The organism is Geodermatophilus sp. SYSU D00965 (assembly GCF_054050075.1).
The window spans coordinates 36,596-61,637 of the sequence record NZ_JBJGYQ010000019.1; the positions used below are offsets into that span (position 1 = coordinate 36,596).

At 73.7% G+C, this 25,042-nt stretch carries 20 protein-coding genes; 10 read left to right on the forward strand and 10 right to left on the reverse strand.

Annotated elements, in window-relative coordinates; genetic code table 11:
• Window positions 1-44 precede the first annotated feature (44 nt).
• From ACI789_RS17800 to ACI789_RS17815, 4 genes are all read left to right on the forward strand, one after another.
• The gene (locus ACI789_RS17800; protein WP_457010705.1) at window positions 45-566 is read left to right on the forward strand and encodes a TIGR03618 family F420-dependent PPOX class oxidoreductase; all 522 of its coding nucleotides are present in this window, start codon (window positions 45-47) and stop codon (window positions 564-566) included.
• Window positions 567-610: 44 nt separating this feature from the next.
• Entirely contained in the window at window positions 611-1,741 is a 1,131-nt protein-coding gene (locus tag ACI789_RS17805) for a 5-methyltetrahydropteroyltriglutamate--homocysteine S-methyltransferase (protein ID WP_457010706.1), read from the forward strand.
• Between the two features lie 106 nt (window positions 1,742-1,847).
• Window positions 1,848-4,082 (forward strand): carbon starvation CstA family protein, encoded by a 2,235-nt coding sequence (locus ACI789_RS17810; protein ID WP_457010707.1) that lies wholly within the window; start codon window positions 1,848-1,850, stop codon window positions 4,080-4,082.
• A complete protein-coding gene (locus ACI789_RS17815) occupies window positions 4,079-4,270 on the forward strand; it encodes a YbdD/YjiX family protein (protein ID WP_457010708.1) in 192 nt (63 codons plus the stop codon). The genes ACI789_RS17810 and ACI789_RS17815 overlap by 4 nt, the downstream gene beginning before the upstream one ends.
• A gap of 54 nt (window positions 4,271-4,324) precedes the next feature.
• Here the strand turns inward: ACI789_RS17815 and ACI789_RS17820 are convergent, their stop codons facing one another.
• The 4 genes from ACI789_RS17820 to ACI789_RS17835 are packed head-to-tail and all read right to left on the reverse strand — an operon-like array spanning window position 4,325 to window position 9,946.
• Complete coding sequence (locus ACI789_RS17820) at window positions 4,325-6,028, reverse strand: AMP-binding protein (RefSeq protein ID WP_457010709.1); 1,704 nt, start codon at window positions 6,026-6,028, stop codon at window positions 4,325-4,327.
• Entirely contained in the window at window positions 6,025-6,474 is a 450-nt protein-coding gene (locus ACI789_RS17825) for a hypothetical protein (protein WP_457010710.1), read from the reverse strand. Before ACI789_RS17825 ends, ACI789_RS17820 begins: the two co-directional genes overlap by 4 nt.
• A 47-nt stretch (window positions 6,475-6,521) precedes the next feature.
• Window positions 6,522-8,435, reverse strand: coding sequence for a primary-amine oxidase (locus tag ACI789_RS17830; protein ID WP_457010711.1), 1,914 nt, complete (start codon window positions 8,433-8,435; stop codon window positions 6,522-6,524).
• 29 nt (window positions 8,436-8,464) lie between these two features.
• Window positions 8,465-9,946, reverse strand: coding sequence for an APC family permease (locus ACI789_RS17835; protein WP_457010712.1), 1,482 nt, complete (start codon window positions 9,944-9,946; stop codon window positions 8,465-8,467).
• 244 nt (window positions 9,947-10,190) lie between these two features.
• On the opposite strand from ACI789_RS17835, the gene ACI789_RS17840 reads away from it, so the two are divergent.
• On the forward strand, window positions 10,191-11,666 hold the full coding sequence (locus ACI789_RS17840; protein WP_457010713.1) for an APC family permease: 1,476 nt from the start codon (window positions 10,191-10,193) through the stop codon (window positions 11,664-11,666).
• A complete protein-coding gene (locus ACI789_RS17845; RefSeq protein ID WP_457010714.1) occupies window positions 11,663-12,418 on the forward strand; it encodes an IclR family transcriptional regulator in 756 nt (251 codons plus the stop codon). The genes ACI789_RS17840 and ACI789_RS17845 overlap by 4 nt, the downstream gene beginning before the upstream one ends.
• A 114-nt stretch (window positions 12,419-12,532) precedes the next feature.
• Here ACI789_RS17845 and glnA read toward each other — a convergent pair whose 3' ends face one another.
• Window positions 12,533-13,966 carry a type I glutamate--ammonia ligase gene (gene glnA / locus ACI789_RS17850; protein WP_456920385.1) on the reverse strand — a complete coding sequence of 478 codons (1,434 nt, stop codon included), beginning with the start codon at window positions 13,964-13,966 and terminating at the stop codon, window positions 12,533-12,535.
• A 166-nt stretch (window positions 13,967-14,132) separates the two neighbouring features.
• Between glnA and ACI789_RS17855 the strand changes: the two genes are divergently transcribed.
• Window positions 14,133-14,552, forward strand: a complete 420-nt coding sequence (locus ACI789_RS17855; RefSeq protein ID WP_457010715.1) for an RDD family protein — start codon at window positions 14,133-14,135, stop codon at window positions 14,550-14,552.
• 61 nt (window positions 14,553-14,613) lie between these two features.
• On the opposite strand, the gene ACI789_RS17860 is transcribed toward ACI789_RS17855, so the two are convergent.
• From ACI789_RS17860 to ACI789_RS17870, 3 genes are all read right to left on the reverse strand, one after another.
• Complete coding sequence (locus ACI789_RS17860) at window positions 14,614-15,447, reverse strand: DUF4191 domain-containing protein (RefSeq protein WP_457010716.1); 834 nt, start codon at window positions 15,445-15,447, stop codon at window positions 14,614-14,616.
• Between the two features lie 58 nt (window positions 15,448-15,505).
• Window positions 15,506-16,480 (reverse strand): lipoyl synthase, encoded by a 975-nt coding sequence (gene lipA, locus ACI789_RS17865; protein ID WP_456920382.1) that lies wholly within the window; start codon window positions 16,478-16,480, stop codon window positions 15,506-15,508.
• Between the two features lie 74 nt (window positions 16,481-16,554).
• Entirely contained in the window at window positions 16,555-17,661 is a 1,107-nt protein-coding gene (locus tag ACI789_RS17870) for a hypothetical protein (RefSeq protein WP_457010717.1), read from the reverse strand.
• A gap of 80 nt (window positions 17,662-17,741) precedes the next feature.
• On the opposite strand from ACI789_RS17870, the gene ACI789_RS17875 reads away from it, so the two are divergent.
• Complete coding sequence (locus ACI789_RS17875; protein WP_457010718.1) at window positions 17,742-18,671, forward strand: LLM class F420-dependent oxidoreductase; 930 nt, start codon at window positions 17,742-17,744, stop codon at window positions 18,669-18,671.
• Between the two features lie 200 nt (window positions 18,672-18,871).
• Here the strand turns inward: ACI789_RS17875 and ACI789_RS17880 are convergent, their stop codons facing one another.
• Window positions 18,872-19,990 (reverse strand): putative bifunctional diguanylate cyclase/phosphodiesterase, encoded by a 1,119-nt coding sequence (locus ACI789_RS17880; protein WP_457010719.1) that lies wholly within the window; start codon window positions 19,988-19,990, stop codon window positions 18,872-18,874.
• A complete protein-coding gene (locus tag ACI789_RS17885; RefSeq protein WP_457010720.1) occupies window positions 19,945-20,634 on the reverse strand; it encodes a hypothetical protein in 690 nt (229 codons plus the stop codon). The genes ACI789_RS17880 and ACI789_RS17885 overlap by 46 nt, the downstream gene beginning before the upstream one ends.
• A gap of 386 nt (window positions 20,635-21,020) precedes the next feature.
• Here ACI789_RS17885 and leuS point away from each other — a divergent pair, with 386 nt between their 5' ends.
• Both leuS and ACI789_RS17895 read left to right on the forward strand, forming a co-directional pair.
• On the forward strand, window positions 21,021-23,912 hold the full coding sequence (gene leuS / locus ACI789_RS17890; RefSeq protein WP_457010721.1) for a leucine--tRNA ligase: 2,892 nt from the start codon (window positions 21,021-21,023) through the stop codon (window positions 23,910-23,912).
• Window positions 23,913-24,011: 99 nt separating this feature from the next.
• Complete coding sequence (locus ACI789_RS17895; RefSeq protein WP_457010722.1) at window positions 24,012-25,040, forward strand: GNAT family N-acetyltransferase; 1,029 nt, start codon at window positions 24,012-24,014, stop codon at window positions 25,038-25,040.
• Window positions 25,041-25,042: the final 2 nt, after the last annotated feature.

Consider the following 25,042-nt stretch of genomic DNA (forward strand, 5'->3'; position numbering starts at 1 on the left):
CCGCCGGCACCGGCGCGGGCGGGCCTGGCGAGCAGGAGCCGTGCATGACGATCACAGTGGCCAAGTTCCGGGACGTCGCCGACGGCACCCAGCCCGGGCAGTTCGAGGTCGGCGACCGCCACGCGGTGGACACCCTCGAGGACCTCGACCCGGTCTACAAGCAGCTCATCGACGAGCCGGTCACCGCCGTCGTGGCGGTCATGGGGTCGACCGGGCGGCCGAACCTGACCCCGGTCTGGTTCGACTACGAGGGCAACACCGTGCTGCTCAACCTGGCCACCCACCGCAAGAAGGTCGACTGGTTGCGGGCCAACCCGCAGGCGACCTTCCTGCTGGTGAACCCGGCCAACCCCTACCACTGGGTCAGCATCAAGGCCACGGTCACCCGCGAGGTCTCCGAGGACGACCCGGAGGAGGGGCCGCGGGTGACCGAGCAGCTCGACCGGATCTGGAAGAAGTACACCGGCGACGACGGCCACTACGCGCTGCGCGACCCCGGCCGCGACGAGCGCCGCGTGCTGTTCGAGCTGCAGGTGGACACGATCGCCACCTTCGGCCGGCCCTGAGCGAGGGGGCTGCGCGGCGGGGCCGGGGCGAGCAAGCTGTCGCCATGACCGACTCCTCCGGCCCGCCGTTCCGCGCCGACCACGTCGGCAGCCTCCTCCGCCCGCAGCGCCTGCTCGACGCCCGCGCCCGCGCCGCCGCCGGGGAGATCGACGCGGCGGAGCTGCGCGGCATCGAGGACGAGGCGATCGCCGACGTCGTCCGGCTGCAGGAGGACGTCGGCCTGCGCACCGCCACCGACGGCGAGTTCCGCCGGGCCACCTGGCACATGGACTTCATCTACGCCATCGGCGGGATCACCAAGGTCGAGGGGGAGGGCCGGCCGGTCCACTTCCGCAACGCCGACGGGTCGATGGACTGGACCCCGGCCGGGCTGCACGTCGACGGCCCGCTGCGCATCGACGAGCCGATCTTCGGGGCGGACTTCGGCTACCTGCAGTCGGTGGTCAGCGAGCGGCAGACGCCGAAGCTCACGATCCCCTCGCCGTCGATGGTCCACTACCGCGGCGGGGCGGCGGCCATCGACCCGGCGGTCTACCCGGACGAGGACGCCTTCTGGGACGCGCTGTCGGCGGCCTACGCCTCGCAGGTCCGGGGCATCGCCGCGCAGGGCTGCACCTATCTGCAGCTCGACGACACCAGCCTGGCCTACCTCAACGACCCCGCCCAGCGCGCCGAGCTGGCCGAGCAGGGCCGCGACGCCGAGCACCAGCACGAGCGCTACATCCGGCAGATCAACGCCGCGCTGGCCGGCCGGCCCGAGGGGCTGACCGTCACCACCCACATGTGCCGCGGCAACTTCCGTTCCTCGTGGGTGGCCGAGGGCGGCTACGACTTCGTCGCCGAGGCGCTGTTCGGCGGGCTGGAGGTCGACGGCTTCTTCCTCGAGTACGACGACGCCCGCTCGGGCGGCTTCGAGCCGCTGCGGTTCGTCCCGCCGGGCAAGCGGGTGGTGCTGGGTCTGGTGACCAGCAAGCGCCCGCAGCTGGAGGACAAGGACACCCTCAAGCGGCGCATCGACGAGGCGGCGGAGTACGTGCCGATGGAGCAGCTGTGCCTGTCGCCGCAGTGCGGCTTCTCCTCGACGGTCGAGGGCAACGCGCTCACCCGCGAGGACCAGATCGCCAAGCTGCGCCTCGTCGTCGAGACCGCCCAGGAGGTCTGGGGGTATGCGTAACAGGCCGGTCTCCCTCGGGTGGTGGGCTGGGCGCGGTCCTTGCATGCTCGACCCTGACGCGGGCGGCGTCGTCCGGGCGCTGCCCTGACCTGCTGGGAGGGCGCTCATGTCCACGACCGTCAGGACGGACGCCACCGGGGGCGGGCAGCCGCCGGGCGGAGGTGCCCGCCGCCGCCTGTCGGTGCGCAGCGTGGTGGTCTGGCTGGTGGTGTCGGTGGTGGGCGCGGTCGCCTGGACCGTGCTGGCCCTGGCCCGCGGCGAGACGGTCTCCGCGCTGTGGATCCTGTTCGCGGCGCTGTGCTCGTACGCCATCGCCTACCGCTTCTACGCGAAGTTCATCGCCCGCCGGGTGCTGCAGGTCGACGACCGGCGGGCCACCCCGGCCGAGCGTCTGCACAACGGCATCGACTTCGACGTGACCGACCGGCGGGTCCTCTTCGGGCACCACTTCGCCGCGATCGCCGGTGCCGGACCCCTGGTCGGGCCGGTGCTCGCCGCCCAGATGGGCTACCTGCCCGGCACGATCTGGATCATCGTCGGCGTCATCTTCGCCGGCGCGGTCCAGGACATGACGGTCCTGTTCTTCTCGATGCGCCGCAACGGCAAGAGCCTCGGCCAGATGGTCCGCGAGGAGATCGGGATCGTCGGGGGCATCGCGGCCCTGATCGCCGTCTTCGCGATCATGATCATCATCCTGGCGGTGCTGGCGTTGATCGTGGTCAACGCGCTGGCCGAGTCGCCGTGGGGTGTCTTCTCGATCGCGCTGACCATCCCGATCGCCCTGTTCATGGGCGTCTACCTGCGCACCATCCGGCCCGGCCGGGTGCTCGAGGCCACCGCGATCGGCGTCGTCCTGCTCCTGTTGGCCGTCATCGGCGGTGGGTGGATCGACGACACCGGGCTCGGCGAGGCGCTGACGCTGTCCAAGGAGTGGCTGGTCCTCGCCCTGGTGGTCTACGGGTTCGTCGCCTCGGTGCTGCCGGTGTGGCTGCTGCTCACCCCGCGCGACTACCTGTCGACGTTCATGAAGGTCGGCGTCATCGTCCTGCTCGCGATCGGGCTGCTGCTCGCCCGCCCGGTGCTGCAGGCCGACGCGGTGACCCAGTTCGCCCGCGAGGGCACCGGCCCGGTCTTCGCCGGGTCGCTGTTCCCGTTCGTGTTCATCACCATCGCCTGCGGCGCGCTGTCGGGCTTCCACGCCCTCATCTCGTCCGGGACGACGCCGAAGATGGTGGCCAAGGAGAGCCAGGTCCGCCTCATCGGCTACGGCGGCATGCTCATGGAGTCCTTCGTCGCGATCAGCGCGCTGATCGCGGCCGTGGTCATCGACCAGGGGCTGTACTTCGCGATGAACAGCCCGGCCGGCGTCACCGGGGGGACGGCGGAGACGGCGGCGGCCTACGTCAACGGCCTGGGCTTCCCGACCACGGCCCAGGACATCGCCGCGGCGTCCGCGGCGGTGCAGGAACCGAGCCTGGTCTCCCGCACCGGCGGGGCGCCCACGCTGGCCGTCGGCATCGCCAACATCCTGTCCGACGCGTTCGGAGCCGGGATGGCGGCCTTCTGGTACCACTTCGCGATCATGTTCGAGGCGCTGTTCATCCTCACCGCCGTCGACGCCGGCACCCGGGTGGGCCGGTTCATGCTGCAGGACACGATCGGCAACGTCTGGAAGAAGTTCGGCGACCTGTCCTGGCGGCCCGGCAACCTCATCGCCAGCGCGATCACCGTGGGCCTGTGGGGCTACATCCTCTACGTCGGGGTGACCGACCCCCTCGGCGGCGTCAACCAGCTCTTCCCGCTGTTCGGCATCGCCAACCAGCTGCTGGCGGCCATCGCCCTGACGCTGGTGACGGTGCTGCTGATCAAGCACGGCAAGCTGAAGTACGCGTGGGTCACCGCCGTCCCGCTGGTGTGGGACCTCGTGGTCACCATGACGGCGAGCTTCCAGAAGGTGTTCTCGTCCGACCCCGCGGTCGGGTACTTCGCGCAGCGCCAGCGCTACGCCGACGCGCAGGCGGCGGGGGAGCTGCTGGCGCCCGCCCAGGAACCCGCGCAGATGGACCAGATCATCTACAACTCGACGCTCAACGGGATCCTGCAGGCGGTGTTCGCACTCCTCACGCTGGTCGTGGTGGCCAACGCGGCGTACGTCATCGCCCGGGCCATCCGGTCCGGCGGGCTGCCGACCACCGAGGAACCGCCCGTGCCGTCGCAGCTCGTCGAGCCCTCCGGAATCTTCCCGACGGCCGAGGAGAAGCGGGCCATGGCCGAGCACGAGCGCCTGGTCGGCGCGGGCACCGGCCCGGGCGGCACCTTCTCCTCGCGGGACGAGCAGTGAGCGGCGACCTCGTCGTCCGGGCCTGGCGCGGGGTGCGGTGGTACCTGCGCGAGTTCACCGGCGAGGCGCGCTGGGACGACTACCTGCGGCACTGCGCCGAGCACGGGCACGAGCCGGTCAGCCGGCGGGTGTTCGAGCGGCGCCGCGCCGACCTCCGGGAGCGCACCCCCGTCAGCCGCTGCTGCTGAGACCGCCGGCGGCCCCGGTCCCGGCGCGGGACCGGGGCCCCCGGCGGGAGCGGCTCAGGAGCGCAGCCCCGGGAACTGGTCGTCGCGCCACTCGCCGGGGCGGGGGCCCTCGACGGCGGCGAGCTCCTGCTCGCGACCGCGCAGCTCGACCCGGCGGATCTTCCCGGAGATGGTCTTGGGCAGCTCGGCGAACTCGATGCGGCGCACCCGCTGGAAGGGCGCGAGGTGCTCGCGGGCGTACCGCAGGATCGCCTGCGCCGTCTCCGCGGTCGGCTCGTGCCCGGGGGCCAGCGCCACGTAGGCCTTCGGCACGGCCAGGCGCACCGCGTCCGGCGCGGGGACGACGGCGGCCTCGGCCACCGCGGGATGCTCGATGAGCACCGACTCGAGCTCGAACGGGCTGATCTTGTAGTCGCTGGCCTTGAACACGTCGTCGGTGCGGCCCACGTAGGTGATGTAGCCGTCGGCGTCCCGGCCGGCGATGTCCCCGGTGTGGTAGTAGCCGCCGGCCATCGCGCCCGCGTTGCGGTCGGGGTCGCCCTGGTAGCCGGTCATCAGCGGGAGCGGGGAGGCCGAGAGGTCCAGGCAGATCTCGCCCTCGCCGGGGCCCTCCACGGCGCGGCCGGTGAGCGGGTCGACCAGCGCCACCGGCACGCCGGGCAGCGGCCGGCCCATCGAGCCGGGCTTGACCACCGACTCGGGGGTGTTGCCGATCTGGGCGGTGGTCTCGGTCTGGCCGTAGCCGTCGCGGATGGTCAGGCCCCACGCCCGGCGGACCTGCTCGATGACCTCGGGGTTCAGCGGCTCCCCGGCGCCGATCACCTCGCGCAGCGCGCCGGGCCCGCCGGAGAGGTCGGCGTTGATGAGCATCCGCCACACCGTGGGCGGCGCGCAGAACGACGTCACCCCGTGCTCGCGGATGCGGTCGAGCAGGACGGCGGGGTCCAGCCGCTTGTAGTCGTGCAGGAAGACCGTCGCCTCGGCGATCCAGGGGGCGAAGAAGCAGGACCAGGCGTGCTTGGCCCAGCCGGGGGAGGAGACGTTGAGGTGGACGTCGCCGGGGCGCAGGCCCAGCCAGTGCATCGTGCTCAGGTGCCCGACCGGGTAGGAGACCTGGGTGTGCTCGACCAGCTTGGGCCGGGAGGTGGTGCCCGAGGTGAAGTACAGCAGCAGCGGGTCGCCCGGCGCGGTGCCCGGGTGCGGAGCCGGGGCGGCCTCGAGCCCCTCGGCCTCGTGCAGGTCGGCCCACCCGTCGGCGGGACCCACGCTGATCCGCGTGTAGTCGCCCGGGACGGCGTCGAACTTCGCGGTGTCGGCGGGGGTGCAGACGACGTGCCGGGCGCCGCCGCGCTCGACCCGGTCGGTGAGGTCGGCCGGCCCGAGCGCGGTGGTGGTCGGCATGATGACCGCGCCGAGCTTCATGATCGCCAGCATCGACTCCCACAGCTCGACCTGGTTGCCCAGCATGAGCAGCACCCGGTCGCCGCGGCGCACGCCGCGCTCGGCCAGCCACGCGGCGACCCGGTCGGAGCGGCGGGCCATCTCGTCGAAGGTCCGCGTCGTGGTGGCGCCGTCGTCCCCGGCGATGACCAGCGCGGGCCGGCCGTTGCCGCGGGCGACCGCGTCGAACCAGTCCACCGCCCAGTTGAACCGGTCCCCGAGGTCGGGCCAGCGGAACTCGGCGACCGCTCGCTCGTGCTGTCCCCGGAGGTCGAGCAGCTGGTCCCGGGCGGCGCGGTAGGCGTCGGTGGCGGTCATGGTCGGGCAGTCTCCTCCCCATCGGCGGGCAGCGGCACCCGGCCGGACACCGCCCGGACGGCGGTGGCGAGCAGCACCGCCAGGCCCAGCAGCAGCGAGGCGCCGACCAGCCACAGGCCCGCCAAGGGCATGCCCGCCCCGCCGCCGTGCACGTGCCCGGCCGGGGGCGCGTGCACGGCGAGCATGCCGAGGTCCAGGGCGACGGTCGTGCCCCACACCCCGGCGGACGGCGACCGCCACAGGTGCCAGGCGCAGGGCAGGCAGGCCAGCCCCAGCCCCGCCGTGGCGAGCGCGGTCAGCGACGCCGCGCTCACCCCGGCCAGGTGCACGACGGCCGAGCCGAGGGCGAGCAGCGCCGCTCCCCGCCCGGCCAGGACGACGGCGACGGCGAGGGTCCCGTTCACCCCGTTGATCATGGGGCTGTTGCCGCCGGTCCGGGCGGACACGCCGCGGCGTCCGGCAACAACCCCATGATCACGGCAGGGGGACGCCGTCACGACTCGTGCGCGCAGTGGGCCGACGTCGTCCTCGGCGTGCCCAGCGCCGGGTTGCGGTCGAAGAAGCCGACCGGCTTGAGGGTGAAGCCGGCGTAGTCGGTCGGCATGACCGGCCAGTCCTCCGGGCGCGGGAAGTGGGTCAGCCCGAAGGTGTGCCACAGGACGACGTCCTGCCCCTCCAGCGGCCGGTCGGCCCGCACGAACGCCGGCAGCCCCGCCGAGCCGGGGTGCTGGTTGACGAAGTCGCCGGCCGCGTAGCGCTCGGCCGGGTCGTACTGCGTCACCCACAGGCTCTTGGTGCCGAAGGTGGCGCGCTGGTGGATGGAGGAGGACTCGTCGGCCAGCATGAGCGGGAGGTTCTCCGGGTGCAGCGCGTAGCCCACCGGCTGGCCCAGCCGGTTGGTCCGCTCCGGGTTGACCACGTGCCAGACCCGGCCCACCGTCCCGTCGGTCACCCGGGCCGCCTCCGACTCCCGAGTGATCGGCGTGGACCGGCGGGTGAAGGCGTTGCCGTAGGGGTTGGCGTCGCTGACCGGCTGCCGGACGGCGTCCACCTCGTGCACGGTGTTGGTCAGCCCGTCGACGGCCATGTCCAGCCGGGCGGAGAACAGGTGCTGGTGGAACGGCGCACCCAGACCGGGCGCGACCTCCGTGGCGTACGGGTGCTCGTCGCCCCGGTAGGACGACGTGAACACGATGCCGGTGGCCTTGGACTCCAGCTGGATCGTGCCGTCGAGGTAGAGGTACCAGTAGAAGCCGTAGTCGTAGTTGCCGATCGTGGTGAAGAAGCTGATCACCAGGCGGCGGGAGCGCCGGGTCTCGGCCATCCCGTTGAACAGGTCGGTGTGCTTCCAGCCCACGCCGTAGTCCTCCTCGTGGAGGCAGATGGCGTTGCGCAGCACCCGCGGGGCGCCGTCCTCGTCGGCGATGGTGGCGTCGAAGTAGTGGATCTCGCCGAGGCAGTCGCAGCCGAGCTCGAGGGCGTTGGTGTACCGGGCGAACAGGTACTCGCCGGTGTCGAAGTAGTTCTGCCAGAACCGCACGGGCGACGGGTCGGCGTAGGGCACCACCATCTCCGAGATCGACGCCCGGTAGACCACCGACCGGCCGTCGACCGAGACCTGGTGCAGGGTGAGCCCCTCGCGGACGTCGAACCCGACCCGCACCTCCCAGCCGGCCCACCGCACGACGTCGTCCTCGACGGTGAAGCTCGGGCCCTCGGGCTGGGTGATCTCGATCGGCTTGAGGTCGCGCGCGGGGGAGCGGTGCGCCTCGCCGTCCCAGTCGCCGCGCTCGGCCGGCACCGGCAGGTCGTAGTGGTCGTGCACCGCGGTGGTCACCCCACGGGTGATGTCGACGTAGGCCACCACGCCGTCCACCGGGTGCGCCCACGGCAGGTCGTGCTCGTCGGCCTGGTGGAAGCCCAGGACGCGGACCACGCGGTGGCCGAACTCCTCGGGGAAGTACGACCCGGCCGACAGCGGCACGGCCCGCACGTTGGCCACGTCGAGCCCGCGCTTGGCCATGGCGGCGATCCACCTCTCGTCGGCGGCCAGGATCGGCTCGATCGCCTCGAACTCGGCGTCGAGGATCGGCACCTGCCCGTCGGCGACGCCGTCGATCTCGACGTCGGAGACGATCGACCGGCCGGTCACCGAGACGGTGAGGTCGCGGCCCCGGCCGGTGGCCCGGTCCAGCAGCAGGACGCGCAGCCGGCGCTCGACCGGCTGCCCGGGCTGCCACGCGAGGACCTCGCGCTTGTGCGGCTCGTCGAGGCCGACGTAGACGAACTTCGTGTTCTCGCCGAGCAGGCCGGCCGCCTCGACGACCTCCCGGGCGGCGGTGATCTCCTCGGCGGTCATCCGGGACAGCGGGTGGGTGGTGCTCGTGGTGGGGGCGGTGAGGGTCACGGCGTCTCCAAGGTGGGTGCGGACGACGGTCAGATCTGCGGGGCGGAGTCGGCGGGGGAGGCGGTGGTCAGGTCGCGGGCCGCCTGCGGGCGGGCCTTGGCCAGGGCCCAGCCCGCGGCCAGCGCGACGGCGAGCAGGACGCCGGCGCCGACGCCCAGGACGGTGGAGCCGCCCATGAGCAGCGGCAGGTTGTCGACGAGCAGGACGAGGATCGCGGCGAGCCCGAGCAGGCCGAGGACGGGCGCGACCAGCGTCTGCCACGGACGGCGGTCCACGCCGGTGCGGCGGAAGAACACGATGACCGCCAGGCAGGCCAGCAGCATGAGGACGACGATCCCGACGCTGGCGATGCCGGCCAGCCAGGTGAAGACCTCGAGGACCGGGTCCAGGCCGGCGATCACGCAGACGGCCATGACGAGCGCACCCACGCCCGAGGTCACCAGGGAGGCGACGTGCGGCGAGGCGTGGCGGGCGTGGCTGCGGCCGCAGGTGCCCGGCAGCACGCCGGTGTTGCCGAGGGAGAAGACGTAGCGGGCCAGCACGTTGTGGAACGCCAGGATCGCCGCGAACAGGCTGGTCACGAAGAGCACCTGCATGACGTCGGCGGCCGCCGGCCCGACGAACTGCTCGGCGGTCGCGACCACGATGCCGCCCGGGTCCGCGGCGGACTCCTCGACGATGCGGCTGTCGCCCCATGCGCTCACGATGGCCCATGCGGAGACGGTGTAGAAGACCGCGATGATGGCCAGTGCGGCGTAGGTGGCCCGCGGGACGGTCCGGTCGGGGTCGCGGGCCTCGTCGCGGAAGATCGCGGTCGCCTCGAAGCCGATGAACCCGGCGATGGCGAACATCAGCCCGATGCCGGGGGCGCCGGAGAGGACGTCGGCCGGGGTCAGCAGCGCGGTCGACAGGCCCTCGGGGCCGCCGCCCTGGCCGACGACGGCGGCGTCCAGGACCAGGACGATGCCCACCTCGGCGACCAGCAGGACGCCGAGCACCTTGCTGGACAGCTCGATGTGCCGGTACCCCAGCACCCCGGTGATCACGAGGACCACGGCGGTCCACAGCCACCACGGCAGGTCCGGCCCGCCGTAGCCGGTGACCAGGTCGTCGAGCAGGAACCCGATGTAGCCGTAGACGGCGCCCTGCACGGTGACGTAGCTGATGAGCGCGACCAGGGCGCTGCCGAGGCCCGCGCCGCGGCCGAGGCCGGTCCCGATGTAGGAGTAGAAGGCGCCGGCGTTCGGCACGTGCCTGGTCATCGCGGTGAACCCGACGGCGAAGAACAGCAGGACGACGGCGGCGACCACGTACATCGCCGGGTAGCCCGGGCCGTTCCCCGCCGCGATGCCGATGGGCACCGAGCCGGCGATCACCGTCAGCGGTGCGGCCGCGGCCACGACCATGAACACGATCGCGGCCGGGCCGAGGCGTCCCCGCAGCCGGTGGTCGGCGGCGGTCGGGCGCGCGGTGCCCGCGGCGGTGGGTGGCGGGTCGGAGACGGTGGCCATGCGGACCTCCGGGGTCGGGGACGACCCGCACACTGTGGCGTCGAACCCGACCTGCGCGGTCACACGCCCGTAACTTCACGGAAACGTCCGTGTAACCCCGAACGAGACGGCGGTCACACTTTTCTCATTCGAGAACGACCCCGCGGGCACGCCGCGTGGCTACGCTCGCCCACCGTCGACCGGAGTGCAGGGAGCGGGGGTTCCTCGCTCCCTGCACTCCGGTGCGGGAACCGGACGGAGGGCCATGGCGGAGCGCACCGGGGCGCGGCGGCCCGCCGCCGCCCGGTTGCCCCTCTCCTCGCCGGTCGCCGGGCTGCGCCGTCGGCGGTTGAGCTTCCTCGAGGTCCTGGCCCAGTCGGTCTCCGCGCTCGCACCGTCGGCGGCCATGGTCGTCGTCCCCTCGATCGTGCTGGTCGAGTCGGGGGCCGCGACGCTGCCGGCCTTCGTCGCCGCGACCGCCCTGGTCCTGCTGGTCGGCTGGTGCCTGGGCCAGTTCGGCCGGCGGATGGCCGCCGTGGGCGGGACGTACAGCTACACGGCCAAGGGTCTCGGGCCGGTCGGCGCGCTGGCCGGGGGCTGGGCCTCCCTGGTCGCCTACGCCGCCGTCGCGATGTCGGCGCTGGTGGGGGCGGCGATCTACCTCGCCGGCGTCGTGGGGCTGCGGCCCACGCCCCTGGTGGTGGCCGGCCTCGGCGCGGGCGTCGGGGCCCTGGCCACGCTGTTCACCGTCCGTGGCGTCCAGCTGTCGGCCCGGGTCGCGCTGGCCCTCGAGGTGCTCTCCATCGGGGTGGTGCTCGCCGTGCTCGCCGTGCTCCTGGTCGCGGACCGCGGCGACCCGGGCAGCGCGGCCGCGGTCGTGGACGCGCCGGTGCAGTGGGACGGCGTCGCGGTGGGCGTCGTCCTGGGCGTGACCGCGTTCATGGGGTTCGAGAGCGCGGCCACCCTCGGCGTGGAGGCCCGCCGTCCGCTGGTCGCCGTCCCCCGGGCGGTGCTGTGGACCCCCGCGGTCGCCGGCGTGCTGTTCGTCGTCGCGGCCGCCGCGCAGGTCGTGCTCCTGCGGGCCGCGCCGCTCGAGGTGCTCACCAGCCCCGTGCCGGTGGCCGAACTCGCCGAGGGGCAGGGCCTGGGCCCGCTGCGGCGGGTGCTGGACCTGGGCATCGCCGCGTCCTTCTTCGCCTGCGTCACCGGGTCGACCAACGCCCTGGGCCGGGTGCTGTTCTCGATGGGCCGGGAGGGCGTGCTGCCGCGGGCGCTGGGCCGCACCCACCCCCGCCACGAGACCCCGCACGTGGCGCTGGCCGTCGTCCTGCCGGCGGTGGTCGGCGTGCCTGTGGTCGCGCTGGCCGTCGGGGGCGGGCCGCGGGCGGTCCTCGCCGCCTCGCTGACCGTGTCCGCGTTCGGGTACGTCGTCGCCTACGTGCTCGCCTGCCTTGCCGTGCCTGCCTTCCTCCGCCGGATCGGCGAGCTGACGCCGGCCGCCGCGGTGGGCGGGCTGTGCGCCGGGGGAGTCGGCCTGGTCGCGCTGCTGGCCGCGATGGCGGGCGCCTTCTCGTCGGGCGGCCGGACCGTGGTCGTCGTCTTCCTGGCGGCCATGCTCCCGGGCCTGGCCTGGGCGGCGTGGCTGCGCGGGCGGCACCCGGAGCGGTTGACGGCCGTCGGGGTCTACGACCAGGCCACCGCGAGCAGCGTGCTGCCGGGCAGCGTCGGGTCGGCCCGATGACCCCCGCCGTCGACCGCGGCCTCACCGGACGCCAGCCCAAGGCCGTGCAGAGCGCGCTGGCCATCCTCGAGGCGGTGGCGCGGGCGGGCGCCGGGGTCACCGCCAAGGAGGTGGCCGAGGACGTCGGCCTCCCGCCGGCCACCGCCTACCGGCTGCTCAACCTGCTGGTGGGGGAGGAGTACCTGGTCCGGCTGCCCGACCTGCACGGGTTCGCGCTGGGCCGCAAGGTCGCGGGTCTGGCCGGCGGCGCCACCCCGCCACAGCTGCCCACGGCCGCGCGGGACGTCGTCGGCGAGCTGCGCCGGCAGGTGCGCTTCGGCGTGCACCTGGTCCTCTACGTCGGGCCGGTGCTGCGCTGCGCGGACGTCGACCCCGACCACCCGCTGCGCTCGACCGAGGAGGTGGAGCGGCACCTGCACGCCACCGCCGTCGGCAAGCTGCTGCTCGCCGAGCAGCCCGACTGGCGCGACGTCGTCCACCCCCGGCGGCTGCTGGCGCTCACCCCGCGCACCGTCACCCGACAGGCCGAGCTGGAGGCCGAGCTGCGCGGGATCGCCGAGCGGGGGACGGCGGCGCAGGCCGGCCAGTTGCACGAGGGCGTCTCCTGCGCGGCGGTGCCGGTGCGGGCGCCGTCCGGTGTGCTCGTGGGGGCTATCGCGGTGACCGGCGCCGGTGAGGACGAGGCGGTGGCCGCCGGCCGCGCCGCGTTCGCCGTCCCGTACGCCGACCGGCTGGGCCCGTTGCTCGGCTGAGCTCCCGCAACCGGGCGCCCGCCGCTGAGCCGCACGCCCGACGCGGGCGACCCCGGGTGCACCGCGGCCCCCGACCTCGGCTGAGGTCGGGGGCCGCAGGTCCCGCGGGGTGGATCAGATGTCGTAGTACATCGCGAACTCGTGCGGGTGCGGGCGCAGGCGGATCGGGTCGATCTCGTGCTCCCGCTTGTACTCGACCCACGTCTCGATCAGGTCGGGGGTGAACACCCCACCGTCGATCAGGTACTCGTGGTCGGACTCGAGGCTGTCGAGGACGGCGTCCAGCGAGGCCGGGACCTTCTCGATGCCCAGGGCCTCCTCGGGCGGCAGCTCGTAGAGGTCCTTGTCGACCGGCGCCGGCGGCTCGATCTTGTTCTTGATGCCGTCGAGGCCGGCCATGAGCATCGCCGAGAAGGCGAGGTAGGGGTTGGCCGACGGGTCGGGCACGCGGAACTCGATGCGCTTGGCCTTCGGGCTGTCACCGGAGATCGGGATGCGGCAGCAGGCCGAACGGTTGCGCGCCGAGTAGACGAGGTTGATCGGGGCCTCGTAGCCGGGCACCAGGCGGTGGTAGCTGTTGACCGTCGGGTTGGTGAAGGCCAGCAGCGACGGGGCGTGGGCCAGCAGGCCGCCGATGTAGTGGCGGGCGGTGTCGGACAGCCCCGCGTAACCGGTCTCGGCGTGGAAGAGCGGCTCGCCGTCCTTCCAGAGGCTCTGGTGGCAGTGCATGCCCGAGCCGTTGTCGCCGAACAGCGGCTTGGGCATGAAGGTCGCGGTCTTGCCGGCCTGCCAGGCGGTGTTCTTGATGATGTACTTGAACAGCATCAGGCTGTCGGCCGCGCGCAGCAGCGTGTCGAACTTGTAGTTGATCTCGGCCTGGCCGCCGGTGCCCACCTCGTGGTGGCCCCGCTCGAGCTCGAGGCCCGCCTGGGTCAGGTTGAGCATCATCTCGGCGCGCAGGTCGCTGTAGTGGTCGTAGGGCTCGACCGGGAAGTAGCCGCCCTTGGCGCGGGTCTTGTAGCCCAGGTTGGGGCCGCCGTTCTCGCCGGTCAGCGCGCCGGAGTTCCAGGACCCCTCGACCGAGTCGATGTGGTAGTAGCCCTCGTTGATGCCGGTGGAGTGCCGGATCGAGTCGAAGATGTAGAACTCCGCCTCGGGGCCGAAGTACGCGGTGTCGGCGATGCCGCTGCTGGCCAGGTACGCCTCGGCCTTCTTCGCCACGTTGCGCGGGTCGCGGCTGTAGGCCTCCCGCGTGATCGGGTCGTGGATGAAGAAGTTGACGTTGAGCGTCTTGTGCTTGCGGAACGGGTCCACGAAGGCGCTGTTGGCGTCGGGCAGCAGCAGCATGTCCGACTCGTTGATGGCCTGGAAGCCGCGGATCGAGGAACCGTCGAAGCCGAGCCCCTCGGAGAAGGTGTCCTCGCCGAAGGTCGACGCCGGGATGGTGAAGTGCTGCATGACGCCGGGCAGGTCGCAGAAACGGACGTCGACGAACTCGACGTCGTTGTCGCGGATGTAGGCGGCGACCTCGTCGGGACTGGTGAACATCGATCCTCCGGGATTGGGCGGATTGCTGAACCGCAAGCTACGAGCCGGGAGTTGCCCGGCAGTGTCTCCGGTGTTTCAGACCGGTAACAACGCCCCTGGGCGTGTCGCGGGAGCGCCTGACCGGTGTCGGAGAGGGGTGCGGCGGGCGGGTCCTACGCTGGCGGTCATGGTCAGGGACGCACGACAACCCTCTCAGGAGCGTCCCCGGGGCGCCGCGCTGGGGCTGCCCGCCGAGGGCCCCGGTTCGCTGGCGACCTTCACCAGCCGGGCCGGCGCGTTCGTCGTCGACGCGATCGCCGCCGCCCTGGTCGCCGGGCTGTTCACCGCGCCGGACCTGCCCGGCAACTGGAGCCTGCTGTCCTTCGGCCTGGTCACGGTGATCACCCTGGTGCTGTTCGGGCAGACGCCGGGGATGCGGCTGCTCGGGCTCCGGCTGGCCCACCCGCGCCCTGGGGCGAGGCTCGCGCTGTGGCGGGCCGTCGTCCGGACGGCGCTGCTCGTGCTGCTGCTGCCCGCCCTGGTGGTCGACGCCGACGGCCGCGGCCTGCACGACCGGCTCACCGACACCGCCGTCGTCCGCACCTGACGTTCCCGGAATGCAGCGGGCCCCCGTGCCGGTCGGCACGGGGGCTCGCTGCGTCTCCGGGCTACCTCCGGCGGACCTGCCGCTGGCTCACCGACATCTGCCGGCCACCGGGCAGCGGGCCGCCGGGGACCGGCATGCGCCCACCGCCGAGGGCCGCCAGCCGCTTGCGGAGTGCGTTGAGCTGGCCGCCGTCGAGGTTGCGGGGCAGCTTCATGACGTGCGCGCTGAGCTTGCGCAGGGGGACCTGCCCCTCCTGGTCGCCCACGAGGACGTCGTAGATGGGGGCGTCGCCCGCGACCCGCGCGATCTTCTTCTTCTCCTGCGCCAGCAGCGGGCGCACGCGGGAGGCAGCGCCCTCGCCGACCAGGATCACGCCGGGGCGGCCGAGCACCCGGTGGACGGCGTCGAGCTGGGTGGTGCCGGCGACGCCCGCGCTGACCTGCCAGTCGCCGCGCATGCCCTCCAGCACCCAGGCCGCCGCACCGGGCTGGCCCTCCACCTGCCGGTAGGCCGAGCCCTGGGCGCGCCGGCCGAAGACGATCAGCGCGGTCAGCGCGCCGAGGATGAGCGCCAGCGGGATGAAGAGGAACGGGGAGCCGAACAGGATGCCGATCAGCTCGACCACCGCGGCGACCGCCACGAAGGCGATCAGCATCACCCAGGGCAGCTTGGGGTCGTTCTTGCGGGTCAGCGAGTAGGCCTGCTTGATCATGCGGGCCTGGTTGCCGACCTTCTTGAGCCGGCCGACCTTCGGCTGCCCGTCCTTGCCGAGCTTCGGGGCCTTCCCGCCCGACGCCGACGCACCGGAGGCGCTCGCCCCCCGGTCGCGTCCGGAGGGACCCCGCCCGGCCTTGCCGGTGGGTGCGGGGGAGTCGGTGGACCTGCTGCGCGCCATGCCCTAGAGGATAGGGGCGTGCCGGGCCGGTCCCGGTGGACCGGCCCGGGCGACTCCCTCAGACGGTGCGGGTGAGACCGCGCGCCTCGACGGCCTGCTGGTAGAGCCGGCCGGCCCGGTAGGAGCTGCGGACCAGCGGACCGGCGAGCACCCCCGGGAAGCCGATCTCCTCGGCGGTCTTCTGGAACTCGACGAACTCGTCGGGCTTGACCCAGCGGATGACCGGGTGGTGCCGGGGCGAGGGGCGCAGGTACTGCGTGATGGTCAGCAGGTCGCAGCCGGCCTCGTGCAGGGCGTGCATCGTCTCGACGACCTCGTGCGGCTCCTCGCCCATGCCCAGGATCAGGTTGGACTTGGTGACCAGCCCGGCCTCGCGGGCGGCGGTGATGACCGACAGCGAGCGCTCGAAGCGGAAGCCGGGCCGGATCCGCTTGAAGATGCGCGGCACGGTCTCGACGTTGTGCGCGAGCACCTCGGGGCGGGCGGAGAACACCTCGGCCAGCTGGCCGGGGTCGGCGTTGAAGTCGGGGATGAGCAGCTCGACACCGCACCCGGGGACGGCGGCGTGGATCTGTCGCACGGTCTCGGCGTAGAGCCAGGCGCCGCCGTCGGGCAGGTCGTCGCGGGCGACGCCGGTCACCGTCGCGTACTTCAGCTGCATGGTGGCGACGCTCTCGGCCACCCGGCGCGGCTCGTCGGCGTCGAACTCGGCCGGCTTGCCGGTGTCGATCTGGCAGAAGTCGCACCGCCGGGTGCACTGGTCCCCGCCGATGAGGAAGGTGGCCTCGCGGTCCTCCCAGCACTCGTAGATGTTGGGGCAGCCGGCCTCTTCGCAGACGGTGTGCAGGCCCTCGCGGCGGACCAGCGACTTCAGCTCGGTGTACTCGGGGCCGGTCTTCAGCCGGGTCTTGATCCACTCGGGCTTGCGCTCGATCGGCACCTGGCTGTTGCGGACCTCCAGCCGCAGCAGCTTGCGGCCGGAGGGGGCGATCGGGGAGTCCGAGGAGGGGGTCGGGGCCACCGTCTCACTCATGATCGGCCACGGTACTCCGGACGCGGGCCGCCCCCGTCGCCGGAGCGACGGGGGCGGTGCGATCGGTGACGGGGTCAGGGCTGCTGGTCGCGCGGGCCCGCGGTCGGGCCCTGGCCCTGGGCGCCGCCGCCGGAGGTGTAGGGCTCCGGCGTGGTCTCCTCGGGCGGGGTCGGCAGGTCCGGGCCGTCGCCCTTGACGAGCTGGGCGTCGCGCATGCCCAGGTCGGACTCCTCGGGGGAGGCGTCGCCCGGCGCGCCCTGGGCGTCGGACACGGTCTTGCCGGAGTTGCTCGGTGAACTGGGCACGGGGTCCTCTCGGTAGCTGGGCACCGGACCGTCGCCGGTCGGCGCAGGGATCCACAGGTCGTCGTTCTTCTGGCGCCGCAGGACCGCGAAGGCCACCCCGCCGATCGCGAGCACGGCGAGCAGCCACGGCCAGCGGCGCGGAGCGGGCTCCAGGCCGACCGTCCGCTTGGCCTTCGTCGTCGACCTGGCCGCCTTCTTCTCCAGGGCGCGCCGCCTCTTGGCCGCCTGCTTCTTCGCCTTCGCCGTGCTGGCGGTGAGCTCCTCCCGTCGGGCGTCGAGCTGCTCGAGGGCGTTGTGCAGGCCGGCGGCGATGGACTCACGGGTGTGCTCCAGCGCCGGGGTGACCGACTCGCGGGCGGCCAGCACCTTCGGGGCGGCGTAGGCCAGCGCGGCCGCCTGGGCGGCGGTCAGCCGGGGGACGACGTCCTTCTCGAGCGTCTTCTGCGCGGCCTCGCGGGCCGCCTCCACCCGCGGGCCGAGGTCCGCCGCGGCCTTGGCCGCGGCCGCCTGCGCGGCGGCCACCGCGGAGGTCACGTGGGGGACGGCGGCCTCGTAGCGGGGCGTCAGAGCGTCACGCGCGGCCTCGACGCGGGGCGCGATGGCCTCGCGGGCGTTGAGCACGGCCGGTGCGGCGGCGGCCACGGCGGCGGCCACCTTGGGTGCGACGGCGAGCTTCGCGGCGTCCAGGGCCGGACCGGTCGCCTCCCGGGCGGCCTCGACGCGCGGTGCGAGCTGCTCCGCCGCCGCCCGGCCCGCCTCCGCCACCGCCGTCCCGATGTGGCTGAAGCCCTCCTGGAGCTCCTCGCCGATGATCTGGCCGTGCGTCTTCTTGCGGAACACGAGATGCACCTCCGGGTTGATCGTCTCGGCGGCCATCCTGCCCGCTCACCGCTCCGGGCACACCCCGGAGCGATCTCCGGGCGGCGGCCCGGGAGTGGCGCGGATAGCGTCGCCGGGTGCAGTTGCGCATCTTCACCGAGCCCCAGCAGGGGGCCACCTACGACGACCTGCTGGCCGTCGCCCGGCGGACCGAGGAGACCGGCTTCGACGCCTTCTTCCGCTCCGACCACTACCTGACGATGGGCGGGGACGGCCTGCCCGGCCCCACAGACGCCTGGGTGACCCTCGCCGGGCTGGCCCGGGAGACCAGCCGCATCCGGCTGGGCACGCTGATGTCGGCGGCGACCTTCCGCCTCCCCGGGCCCCTGGCCATCGCCGTGGCGCAGGTCGACCAGATGAGCGGCGGCCGGGTGGAGCTGGGCATCGGCGCCGGGTGGTACGAGGCCGAGCACCGCGCGTACGGCATCCCGTTCCCGGAGCTGGGGGAGCGGTTCGACCGGTACGAGGAGCAGCTCGCCGTCATCGCCGGGCTGTGGGGGACGCCGGTGGGGCAGACCTTCGACTTCGCCGGGCAGCACTACCAGGTCAGCGACTCGCCGGCGCTGCCCAAGCCGGTGCAGGAAGGCGGCGTCCCGATCCTGGTCGGCGGGCGGGGCAGGCGGCGCACGCCACGGCTGGCGGCCCGGTACGCCGCGGAGTTCAACGTGCCGTTCGCGTCGGTGGAGGAGAACGCCCAGCTGTTCACCGGGGTCCGCGAGGCCTGCGAGGAGGCCGGGCGGGACCCCGCCTCCGTGGTCTTCAGCTCGGCGCTGGTCCTGTGCGTCGGCCGCGACGAGGCCGAGCTGGCCCGTCGCGCGGCCGCCATCGGCCGTGGGGTGGAGGAGCTGCGCGCGCAGGGCGCGGCCGGCACCCCGGCCGAGGTCGTCGACGTCCTGGGGCGCTACGCCGAGGCCGACGCGAGCCGGTGCTACCTGCAGGTCCTCGACCTCGCCGACCTCGACCACCTGGACCTGGTGGCCGCGGAGGTGGCGCCGCAGCTGCGCTGACAGGTCAGCGGCTCCGGGGCTCGACCTCAGGTCGAGGTCGAGCCGGGAGGCTCGAGGAGAACGACCTGAGCTTCGCCTACTGGGAGTACCACGGCAGCCAGATGGGGATCCACCTGAGCCCGGAGGGGCCGCCCGGTGAGCTCAACACCGCGCTGCGGGACGTGCTGGAGCGCGAGCTGGCCTGACCGGGCCGGCCCGCATCAGCCGGCGACGGTCGCGTCCCGGAGCGGGGTGGGGTGCCGGTCCAGCCACCGCAGGAAGTCGGCGACGGGCATGGGCCGGGCCACCGCGTAGCCCTGGGCGACGTCGCAGCCCAGGTCCCGCAGCACGGCGCCGGTCGGCTCGTCCTCGACCCCCTCGGCCACCAGCCGCAGGCCCAGGTCGTGGGCCAGCGCGACGGTGTGCCGGACGATCGCGGCCGCCCGAGGGTCCCGGTCGCAGTCCACCGTGAGGCTGCGGTCGAGCTCGAGCTCGTCGGCGGGCAGGTGCCGCAGGTAGGCCAGCGAGCTGTAGCCGGTGCCGTAGTGGTCGATCGACGTCCGCGCGCCGAGCCGGCGCAGCTCGCCGAGCACCAGGCGGCCCCGCTCCGGGTCGGCCATGAGGGTGTCCTCGACCAGTTCCAGGGTCAGGGCGGCGGCGGGCAGGCCGTGGCGGGCGAGCGCCGCCTCGACCTTCCAGGGCAGGTCCAGGTCGCTGACGTTGGCCGCGGAGAGGTTCACCGAGACCGGCACGCCGTGCTCCGGCCACCAGCGGGCCGCGGCGGCCAGGGCGAGGTCGAGCACGCGGTCGGTGAGCGGGCGCAGCAGCCCCGCCTGCTCGGCTGCGGGCAGCAGGTCGGCGGGGTTGAGCAGGCCGCGGCGCGGATGACGCCAGCGGACCAGTGCCTCGGCGCCGATCACGCGGCCGTCGACGAGGTCGACCTGCGGCTGGAGGTGGACCTCCAGCTCGCCGGTCTCCAGCGCGGTGCGCAGGTCCTCCATCGTGCGCAGCCGGTCGCTGCCCCCGCCGTCGGGGTCGGGGACGTGGACACGCACCCCGGTCCGCGACGACTTGGCGGCGTACATGGCGACGTCCGCGCAGCGCAGCAGCTCCTCGACCGTGCCGGCCGGCCGGGGTGCCGTGGCGACGCCGATGCTGACCCCGGCGTGCAGGCGGATGCCCTCGACGGTGAACGGCTGCAGCAGCAGCTCCCGCAGCCGGACCGCGGTCCGCTGCGCCCGCTCCTCGTCGGTGCCCGACAGCAGGACGGCGAACTCGTCCCCGCCCAGGCGGGTCAGGACGTCGTCCGGGCGGAGCCCGCCGCGCAGCCGAGGGCCCACGAGCAGCCCACCCGGGTGCCGCCGCCGGCGACGACCACGGCGGGCGTCCGCGCCCGGGCGGCGGCGACCGCACCGAGGGCCACCCCGGTGAGCCAGGTGAGGTCCAGCGGCCCGCCGGGGACGTACCGGTCCTCGGCGCTCAGGTGCAGCAGGACGACGTCCCCGGCGAACGTGCAGACCATCGCCGCGGTGACGGTGACCAGCGTCCGGTCGAGGCGGACGCCGAGGATGGAGCCGACCGCCACCAGCAGCGCGGCCAGGAGGACGTCGGCCGCCGGCCAGACCAGCTGGAGGAGGGGCACGTCCCCTCCGGTCCGCTGCACGAGCGGCCCCACCAGGTAGGCGACGCCGACCGCCGTCGTGCCGAGGGCGCCGATGACCCCGTCCAGCCACGTGCCGGGGTGGAACCGCCGCACGCGCGGGCGGATGAGGCCCACCAGCGTGACGTACAGGCCGAGGTAGGCGACGAACGCGCAGACGTCGGCGAGCGCGGCGGTCCCGGTCGAGCGCAGCACGTTCGCGACCGCGCTGAGCACCAGCGATCCCGCGAGGGCGCCCCAGACGGCGCGCTCGGCGGGCACCCGCCGCGACGCCTGCCAGCAGGTCAGGGCCGCCGGCAGGTAGGCGGAGTTGTAGAGGACCACGTCGTAGACGACGTCCGCGAGGGCACCGCCGGTCGCCCGCCCATGCCGGTGGCGAACAGCGCGATGCAGCCGGCCACCGCCAGGAGGGAGGGTGCCGGCGACGCCGGGCGGGAGGGGGACTGCACGGGCCGGTCATCGGCCGTCGGGCCGGTCGGCTGCAGACGGCGCGGACCGCCCCTGCCCGAAGGGATGCGGCGCACCCCGCCGTCCGGCCCGTGCACGGCTCCGGCCCTGCGCGGACGCGCGGTAGGATCGGAGTCGTGACCGGCCGGCTCCTCCTTCTCCGGCCGTGCTGACCTGACCGTCTCGAGTCAGCACGGCGACCCCTCCTGTGTGAGGGGTTTTTTCATGTCCGCCGCCGGTACGAGCCCCCAGGAGCACGAACGATGAGCCAGACGGCCAGCCAGCCTGCGACCGACCCCGCCGGCGAGGGCGTCCCGCCGCACCGGTACACCCCGGCGCTGGCGCAGCAGATCGAGCTCGCCTGGCAGGACCGCTGGGAGGCCGAGGGGACGTTCCACACCCCGAACCCGACCGGCCGGCTCTCCGCGGGCTTCGAGCGGGTCGCCGACCGGCCCAAGTACTTCGTGATGGACATGTTCCCGTACCCCTCCGGTGCCGGCCTGCACGTCGGCCACCCCCTGGGCTACCTGGGCACCGACGTCACCAGCCGGTTCCGGCGCATGGACGGCGACAACGTGCTGCACCCGATGGGCTACGACGCCTTCGGCCTGCCCGCCGAGCAGTACGCCGTCCAGACCGGGCAGCACCCGCGGATCACCACCGAGGCCAACATCGCCGCGATCAAGGCGCAGCTGCGCCGGCTGGGCGTCGACCACGACGACCGCCGCAGCTTCGCCACGATCGACCCGGGCTACTACAAGTGGACCCAGTGGATCTTCCTGCAGATCTTCGGGTCGTGGTTCGACGAGTCGGCCGGGAAGGCGCGGCGGATCGAGGAGCTCGTCGCCGAGCTGGACGCCGGCACGCGGGAGCCGGCCCCGGGTACCAACGACACCGGCCGCCCCTGGGCCGAGCTGGACGAGGTCGAGAAGCGCAAGGTGGTCGACGCCCACCGCCTGGCGTACCTGCACGAGGCGCCGGTGAACTGGTGCCCGGGTCTGGGCACGGTGCTGTCCAACGAGGAGGTCACCCCGGACGGCCGGTCCGAGCGGGGCAACTTCCCGGTGTTCCGGCGTCCGCTGACCCAGTGGATGATGCGGATCACCGCCTACGCCGAGCGGCTGCTGGCCGACCTGGACCGGCTGGACTGGCCGGACTCGCTCAAGCAGATGCAGCGCAACTGGATCGGCCGCTCGACCGGCGCGCGGATCGGCTTCCGCTGCGGCGAGGAGGCCATCGAGGTCTTCACCACCCGCCCGGACACCCTGTTCGGCGCCACCTACATGGTGCTGGCGCCGGAGCACCCGCTGGTCGAGTCGCTGACCGCCGCCGCGTGGCCGGCCGGCACCGACCCGCGCTGGACCGCGGGCGCCGCGACCCCGCGGGAGGCGGTGCGGGAGTACCAGCGGCAGGCCTCCCGCCGCTCGGAGCTCGACCGGCAGAACGAAGCCCGGGAGAAGACCGGTGTGTGGCTGGGGGTCACCGCGGTCAACCCGGTCAACGGTCGCGAGCTGCCGGTGTTCATCGCGGACTACGTGCTGACCGGGTACGGCACCGGCGCGATCATGGCGGTGCCGGGGGAGGACGCCCGCGACTTCGAGTTCGCGCAGGTGTTCGGGCTGCCGGTGGTGCGGACCGTGCAGCCGCCGGAGGACTTCGAGGGCGGGGCGTACACCGGCGCCGGCCCGATGATCAACTCGGCCAACGACGAGATCTCGCTGAACGGCCTGGACAAGGCCACCGCGATCGCCCGGATCACCGGGTGGCTGGTCGAGCACGGGCACGGCGAGGCGACGACGACCTACAAGCTGCGCGACTGGCTGTTCAGCCGGCAGCGGTACTGGGGCGAGCCCTTCCCGATCGTCTACGACGAGAACGACCTGCCGGTCGCCGTCCCGACGTCGATGCTGCCGGTGCTGCTGCCCGAGGTCGACGACTACTCGCCGAAGACGTTCGACGACGACGACGCCGACTCCGCCCCCGAGCCGCCGCTGTCGCGCGCGACCGACTGGACGACGGTCGAGCTGGACCTGGGCGAGGGCCCGCGCAAGTACCGCCGCGAGACCAACACGATGCCCAACTGGGCCGGGTCGTGCTGGTACTACCTGCGCTACCTGGACCCGGCCGACGACGAGCGGATGGTCGACCCGGAGAACGAGCGCTACTGGCTGGGCCCGCGCGAGCCCGGGGACGTCGGCGGGGTGGACCTGTACGTCGGCGGCGTGGAGCACGCGGTGCTGCACCTGCTGTACGCCCGGTTCTGGCACAAGGTGCTGTTCGACCTGGGCTACGTGTCCAGCGAGGAGCCGTTCCGCCGGCTGGTCAACCAGGGCTACATCTCCGCCTACGCCTACACCGACGAGCGCGGCTTCTACGTGCCGGCCGCCGAGGTGGTGGAGCAGGACGGGCAGTTCCTCTTCGAGGGCAAGCTGGTCAACCGCGAGTACGGGAAGATCGGCAAGAGCCTGAAGAACATGGTCACGCCGGACGAGATGATCGGTCAGTACGGCGCCGACACCTTCCGGGTCTACGAGATGTCGACCGGCCCGCTCGAGCAGTCCCGGCCGTGGGAGACCAAGGCCGTGGTCGGCTCCCAGCGGCTGCTGCAGCGGATCTGGCGGGTGGTCGTCGACGAGGAGACCGGCGCGGTGCGGGCCGCGGACGACCTGACGCCCTCGGAGGAGACCCTCCGGGCGCTGCACCGGGCGATCGCCGGCGTGCGGGACGGCATGTCGACGCTGCGGTTCAACATCGCCATCGCCCGCATCACCGAGCTGACCAACCACCTGACGCAGGCCTACGGCGCCTCCTCGCCGGTGCCGCGCACGGTGGTCGAGCCGCTGGTGCTGATGGTGGCCCCGCTGGCGCCGCACATCGCCGAGGAGCTGTGGGCGCGGCTGGGCCACGACGAGTCGCTGGCGTGGGCGCCGTTCCCGGTCGCCGACGAGCGCTGGCTGGTCGAGGACACCGTGCAGGTCGCGGTCCAGGTGAACGGCAAGGTGCGCGCGCAGGTGACGGTCCCGGCCGACGCCGACGCCGCCGCGCTGGAGGCGGCCGCGCGGGACGACGAGAAGGTCGCCGGGCACCTGGCCGGCAAGACGGTGCGCCGGGTGATCGCCGTCCCCGGGCGGCTGGTCAACTTCGTCGTGGCGTGAACGCCGGTCGCCGGGTGACGGGCTCACCCGGCGACGCCGTTCGGCCGGGCCGGGCCGCCGCGGGCCGAAAGCGGTTGCCGCGGCCGGTAGAACCAGCAGGTGACCTCGACGTGCGCACACCTGGTGGAGCTGGACCCGGACGACGCCCGCTTTCCCGCGTGGTGCGCCGTCTGGGCGGCCGTCGAGAGCGCCGACCGTCCCGGTGAGCTGCCCCGGCCGGCGGTCGAGCACGTCGCCCTCGGCCGGCAGTTGGTCGCCCCCGGTGGCTCGCGCGATGGCACGCACCGGGCCGCGGTGGCCGGCGGGGACGTCGTCGGGGCGCTCCGGCTGCTCCTCCCGCTCCGCGAGAACACCACGGTCGCCGTGGTGGACCTCGCGGTGCACCCGGCGCACCGGAGGCAGGGCATCGGCGCCGCGCTGCTGGCCGAGGCCCTGCGGCTGGTCGCCGCGCACGGCCGGACGGAGCTGATCACCGAGATCGACGAGCCACGCCCCGGCACGCCGGGGCGTCGGTTCGCGCTGCGGCACGGCTGGACGTGCGACCTGGTCGAGACCCGCCGCGACCTGCCTCTGCCTCCGGACGAGGTTCGGCTGTCCGCCGTCGAGGCGCAGGCGCGGCAGGCCGCCCGGGGCTACGAGGTCGTCACCTGGCGGGACCGGGTCCCGGACGACCTGGTCGAGGACCGGGCGCTGCTGGAGGAACGGATGAGCACCGACGCCCCGCACGGCGAACTGCCGGTGGGGGAGGAGCGGTGGGACACCGAGCGGGTCCGCGAGCACGAGGCCGCGCAGGTGGCACGCGGGCGGACGGTGCTCTCGGCGGGCGCGGTGGCGGACGGCCGGCTGGTGGCCTTCACCGATCTGCAGGTCCTGCTGTCGCGGCCGCAGCGCGCCCAGCAGGCGGGGACGCTGGTGCTGCGGGAGCACCGCGGCCACCGGCTCGGAGCCCTGCTGAAGACGGCCGTGCTCCGGGAGCTGGCGGTGGCCTTCCCTCAGGTGGAGCGGATCAGCACGTACAACTCCAACGGCAACGTGCCGATGGTCGCCGTCAACCAGGCGCTGGGCTTCGAGCCGGCCGGGCAGCTTTCCACCTGGTCGCGGCACCTCGCGTCCGGCGCGTCGGACTGAGC